The organism is Tessaracoccus zhenghani, assembly GCF_055326325.1.
In genome coordinates, this window is the sequence record NZ_JBUZNQ010000020.1 from 1 (window position 1) to 6035 (window position 6035).

Annotated in this window: 1 protein-coding gene and 3 rRNA genes; all 4 read right to left on the bottom strand. The window is 55.4% G+C overall.

The annotated features are described in order from the left end of the window. Window positions 1–317 (bottom strand): hypothetical protein (locus ACZK4S_RS15490; protein WP_463644867.1); only part of this gene is annotated, 317 nt, incomplete at its 3' end. A gap of 251 nt (window positions 318–568) precedes the next feature. Beyond that, window positions 569–685, bottom strand: a 5S ribosomal RNA gene (rrf, locus tag ACZK4S_RS15495). A gap of 108 nt (window positions 686–793) precedes the next feature. Continuing rightward, window positions 794–3886, bottom strand: a 23S ribosomal RNA gene (locus ACZK4S_RS15500). A 344-nt stretch (window positions 3887–4230) separates the two neighbouring features. Continuing rightward, window positions 4231–5751, bottom strand: a 16S ribosomal RNA gene (locus ACZK4S_RS15505). The 16S, 23S and 5S rRNA genes sit together here, the layout of an rRNA operon. Window positions 5752–6035 lie beyond the last annotated feature (284 nt).

Consider the following 6035-nt stretch of genomic DNA (forward strand, 5'->3'; position numbering starts at 1 on the left):
ACGGCGTTCACCTTCGGCACGAGGGGGACGACGATCATCGTCACGGCGCGGGCCACGGCGGTCGTCGCGATCACCCCAGGGACGGCGTTCACCTTCGGCACGAGGGGGACGACGATCATCGTCACGGCGCGGGCCACGGCGGTCATCGCGATCACCCCAGGGACGGCGTTCACCTTCGGCACGAGGGGGACGACGATCATCATCGCGGCGCGGGCCACGGCGGTCATCCCGATCGCCCCAGCTACGCGCTTCCCCACCCTGACGCGGGCCGCGACGTTCATCGTCGCGTCCGGTTCCGCGGGAGCCTCGCGGCGCACCGCCGCTCCGCGGAGCGCGACGTTCGTAGTTCTCGCCGTCTCCGCGGTTGCCCTGGCCTTCGTCCGGTGTGGAGTTGTCAGTCATAAGGACCATCATCCCAGCAGAGGGGCCCTACTCCCAACTTTTCGGGGCACTCCCTCCACCGCCCCCGCCTCGGTCGGCAACTGGGGGCCGGCCTGAGGGCGCTGCGAAAGGGTCTGTAAATGCAACAAACCCCCCGAACGAGGTTCGGGGGGTTTGTTATAAAGAAGTCCGGCGGCGTCCTAGTCTCCCACGAGGTCCCCCTCGCAGTACCATCGGCGCAGAGAGGCTTAACTTCCGGGTTCGGGATGGGACCGGGTGTTTCCCTCTCGCTATGGCCACCGTAACACTATGGGAAATAGCGTTCGGATACACCTTGCTCAAGTCATTTTTGAGTTGTGTGTTCCCGACCGTATCTCGGGAACCTCACAGTGGACGCGTAGCATCTTTGTAGAAAGACAAGCCCTCGGCCTATTAGTATCGGTCAGCTCCGCACATTGCTGTGCTTCCACATCCGACCTATCACCTCGTGGTCTACAAGGGGCCTTACCAGATTATTCTGTGGGAGTCCTCATCTTGAAGTGTGCTTCCCGCTTAGATGCTTTCAGCGGTTATCACGTCCCAACGTAGCCAACCAGCCGTGCTTTTGGTAAACAACTGGCACACCAGAGGTTAGTCCGACCCGGTCCTCTCGTACTAAGGTCAGCTCTTCTCAAGACTCCTACGCGCGCAGCGGATAGGGACCGAACTGTCTCACGACGTTCTAAACCCAGCTCGCGTGCCGCTTTAATGGGCGAACAGCCCAACCCTTGGGACCGACTCCAGCCCCAGGATGCGACGAGCCGACATCGAGGTGCCAAACCATGCCGTCGCTATGGACGCTCGGGCAAGATCAGCCTGTTATCCCCGGGGTACCTTTTATCCGTTGAGTCCTGGCGCTTCCATGTGCCACCAGAAGATCACTAGTCCCGACTTTCGTCCCTGCTCGAGATGTCTCTCTCGCAGTCAAGCTCCCTTGTGCACTTACACTCGAAACCTGATTGCCAACCAGGCTGAGGGAACCTTTGGGCGCCTCCGTTACCTTTTGGGAGGCGACCGCCCCAGTCAAACTACCCATCAGGCACTGTCCCTGATCCAGATAATGGACCTAGGTTAGATAACCAGAGTGACCAGAGTGGTATTTCAACGATGACTCCACCTGAACTGGCGTCCAAGCTTCAAAGTCTCCCACCTATCCTACACAAGTCACACCGATCACCAATACCAAACTATAGTAAAGGTCCCGGGGTCTTTCCGTCCTGCTGCGCGTAACGAGCATCTTTACTCGTAATGCAATTTCGCCGAGTTCGTGGTGGAGACAGCGCCCAAGTCGTTACTCCATTCGTGCAGGTCGGAACTTACCCGACAAGGAATTTCGCTACCTTAGGATGGTTATAGTTACCACCGCCGTTTACTGGGGCTTAAGTTCTAAGCTTCGCCGTGAGGCTAACCCTTCCCCTTAACCTTCCAGCACCGGGCAGGAGTCAGTGCGTATACATCGTCTTACGACTTAGCACGCACCTATGTTTTTAGTAAACAGTCGCTTGGGCCTGGTCTCTGCGACCCTCAACGCTTTCGAAGTAAATTCTAATACGCATCAGGTCCCCCTTATTCCGAAGTTACGGGGGTATTTTGCCGAGTTCCTTCACCACGATTCTCTCGATCGCCTTAGTATTCTCTACCTATCCACCTGTGTCGGTTTGGGGTACGGGCGGCTAATATCTCGCTCACGAAGCTTTTCTAGGCAGCATAGGATCACTCTTACGACAACCAAAGTTGCCGACACATCATGTCTCAGGCTTAATGAAACGCGGATTTGCCTACGTCTCGCCCTACACACTTGACCCGGTATATCCAAAACCGGGAAGAGCTACCTTCCTGCGTCCCTCCGCAGCTTGCCTACTATGAACTTGGGTCACAGACTCAGTGAAGATCCGTCCGAAGACATCACCACACCTCGCGTGCTTAGCATCATTCAGTTCGGCAGGGGCGATATTTCGCCGGTACGGGAATATCAACCCGTTGTCCATCGACTACGCCTGTCGGCCTCGCCTTAGGTCCCGACTTACCCAGGGCAGATTAGCTTGACCCTGGAACCCTTGGATATTCGGCGGACGGGTTTCTCACCCGTCTTTCGCTACTCATGCCTGCATTCTCACTCGTGTGCTCTCCACGGCTGGGTCACCCCGCCGCTTCACTGCGCACACGACGCTCCCCTACCCATCCACACAACCTTACGGTTTAAACGTGTGAATGCCATAGCTTCGGCGGATAACTTGAGCCCCGCTAAATTGTCGGCGCAGAATCACTTGACCAGTGAGCTATTACGCACTCTTTCAAGGGTGGCTGCTTCCAAGCCAACCTCCTGGTTGTCTCCGCAACTCCACATCCTTTTCCACTTAGTTATCGCTTAGGGGCCTTAGCTGATGATCTGGGCTGTTTCCCTCTCGACTATGAAGCTTATCCCCCACAGTCTCACTGCCGCACTCTCACTTACCGGCATTCGGAGTTTGACTGATTTCGGTAAGCTTGTGGGCCCCCTAGACCATTCAGTGCTCTACCTCCGGTAAGAAACATGCGACGCTGCACCTAAATGCATTTCGGGGAGAACCAGCTATCACGAAGTTTGATTGGCCTTTCACCCCTATCCACAGCTCATCTCCTCGGTTTTCAACCCAAGTGAGTTCGGTCCTCCACGACGTCTTACCGTCGCTTCAACCTGGCCATGGATAGATCACTTCGCTTCGGGTCTAGAGCACGCGACTAAAAACGCCCTATTAGGACTTGCTTTCGCTACGGCTTCCCCACACGGGTTAACCTCGCCACGTACCACTAACTCGCAGGCTCATTCTTCAAAAGGCACGCCGTCACCCCGAAAGGCTCCGACGGATTGTATGCGATCGGTTTCAGGTACTATTTCACTCCCCTCCCGGGGTACTTTTCACCTTTCCCTCACGGTACTTGTCCGCTATCGGTCACCAAGGAGTATTTAGGCTTAGCGGATGGTCCCGCCAGATTCATGCGGAATTTCAGGGGTTCCGCATTACTTGGGGTGACGCTCCAGAGTGATCAACTTACGCCTACAGGAGTCTTACCTTCTCTGCTGTGCCATTCACAGACACTTCAACTTCACTGATCATTTTTTACTCTGTGGCTGCTCGACAGCGCAACCAGAACGGCCCCACAACACCCCGCATGCAACGCCTGTCAGCTATCACACACACGAGGTTTGGCCTCTTCCGCGTTCGCTCGCCACTACTAACGGAATCACTATTGTTTTCTCTTCCTGTGGGTACTGAGATGTTTCACTTCCCCACGTTCCCTCCAACTGCCCTATATATTCAGGCAGAGGTTGCCGGACATGACTCCGGTATTTCAAGGTTTCCCTATTCGGAAATCCACGGATCAAAGCTCGTTTACCAGCTCCCCATGGCTTATCGCAGGTTACAACGTCCTTCATCGGCTCTTGGTGCCAAGGCATCCACCGATCGCACTTAGTAGCTTGTCAAAAAATCTACAAAGATGCTCGCGTCCACTGTGAAGTTCTCAAAATACGGGCGAGCCCAGGACAACAACCACCTCGAAAGGCGACTGCCACCATGGTCCGCTAGAAGGCGTTGCACAAACAACCGACCCTTCAGGACCCAACAGCGTGCTTAGCTCGACAACCACCATCCCCCGAATTTCCACTCCCAGACCACAAGGACCCAGGTTGTACTGACGAGAAACGACTTCCTCCGAACTTCAAAAGTCAATGTTCCACATTCCGGTGCCGGCCGCGCTGGAAACATCTGTCCCAGAACACGACCATGAGCACCACAGTCAAAAACTGTGCTTCTACAGGCTCCTTAGAAAGGAGGTGATCCAGCCGCACCTTCCGGTACGGCTACCTTGTTACGACTTAGTCCTAATTACCGGTCCCACCTTCGACGGCTCCCTCCCACAAGGGGTTAGGCCACCGGCTTCGGGTGTTACCGACTTTCATGACTTGACGGGCGGTGTGTACAAGCCCCGGGAACGTATTCACCGCAGCGTTGCTGATCTGCGATTACTAGCGACTCCGACTTCATGGGGTCGAGTTGCAGACCCCAATCCGAACTGAGACCGGCTTTTTGAGATTCGCTCACCCTTGCAGGTTCGCAGCTCTTTGTACCGGCCATTGTAGCATGCGTGAAGCCCTGGACATAAGGGGCATGATGACTTGACGTCATCCCCACCTTCCTCCGAGTTGACCCCGGCGGTCTCCTATGAGTCCCCGGCATTACCCGCTGGCAACATAGGACGAGGGTTGCGCTCGTTGCGGGACTTAACCCAACATCTCACGACACGAGCTGACGACAGCCATGCACCACCTGTAAACCGACCATAAAGGGGCACCTATCTCTAGATGTTTCCGGCATATGTCAAACCCAGGTAAGGTTCTTCGCGTTGCATCGAATTAATCCGCATGCTCCGCCGCTTGTGCGGGGCCCCGTCAATTCCTTTGAGTTTTAGCCTTGCGGCCGTACTCCCCAGGCGGGGTACTTAATGCGTTAGCTGCGGCACGGAGTTCGTGGAATGAACCCCACACCTAGTACCCACCGTTTACGGCGTGGACTACCAGGGTATCTAAGCCTGTTTGCTCCCCACGCTTTCGCTTCTCAGCGTCAGGAAAGGTCCAGAGAACCGCCTTCGCCACTGGTGTTCCTCCTGATATCTACGCATTCCACCGCTTCACCAGGAATTCCATTCTCCCCTACCTTCCTCAAGTCTGCCCGTATCGGAAGCAGGCTCAGGGTTAAGCCCTGAGTTTTCACTACCGACGCAACAAACCGCCTACAAGCTCTTTACGCCCAATAAATCCGGACAACGCTCGCACCCTACGTATCACCGCGGCTGCTGGCACGTAGTTAGCCGGTGCTTCTTCTGCAGGTACCGTCACTCTCGCTTCGTCCCTGCTGAAAGCGGTTTACAACCCGAAGGCCGTCATCCCGCACGCGGCGTTGCTGCATCAGACTTGCGTCCATTGTGCAATATTCCCCACTGCTGCCTCCCGTAGGAGTTTGGGCCGTATCTCAGTCCCAATGTGGCCGGTCACCCTCTCAGGCCGGCTACCCGTCGAAGCCTTGGTGAGCCACTACCTCACCAACAAGCTGATAGGCCGCGAGTCCATCCTTGACCGCCGGAGCTTTCAAACCAACACGATGCCGTGAAGGCTGGTATCCGGTATTAGCACCTGTTTCCAGGAGTTATCCCAAAGTCAAGGGCAGGTTACTCACGTGTTACTCACCCGTTCGCCACTCGTGTACCCCCGAAAGGGCCTTACCGTTCGACTTGCATGTGTTAAGCACGCCGCCAGCGTTCGTCCTGAGCCAGGATCAAACTCTCCGTTGAAAATTATCAGTACAGACACCCCAAAAGGCACCTGCTCAACTGTCAACTAGTTTGATACCGACAAAATCCAAAAAACTGGACTTTAATCAATATTAATTCAAAGGAATCCATCCCCAACCAAAGCTGGGAGACGGGTTCGCACGACAAGACTCCGAAAAGCCTTGCCAGTGCATGTATTTGGCATTGACTTAAAGCACACTGTTGAGTTCTCAAGTTTCGGGTGCGACCCACGCTTCAACCACACCATTTTCCGTGCGATTCCCGCTTGGGGCAACTCGATCAAC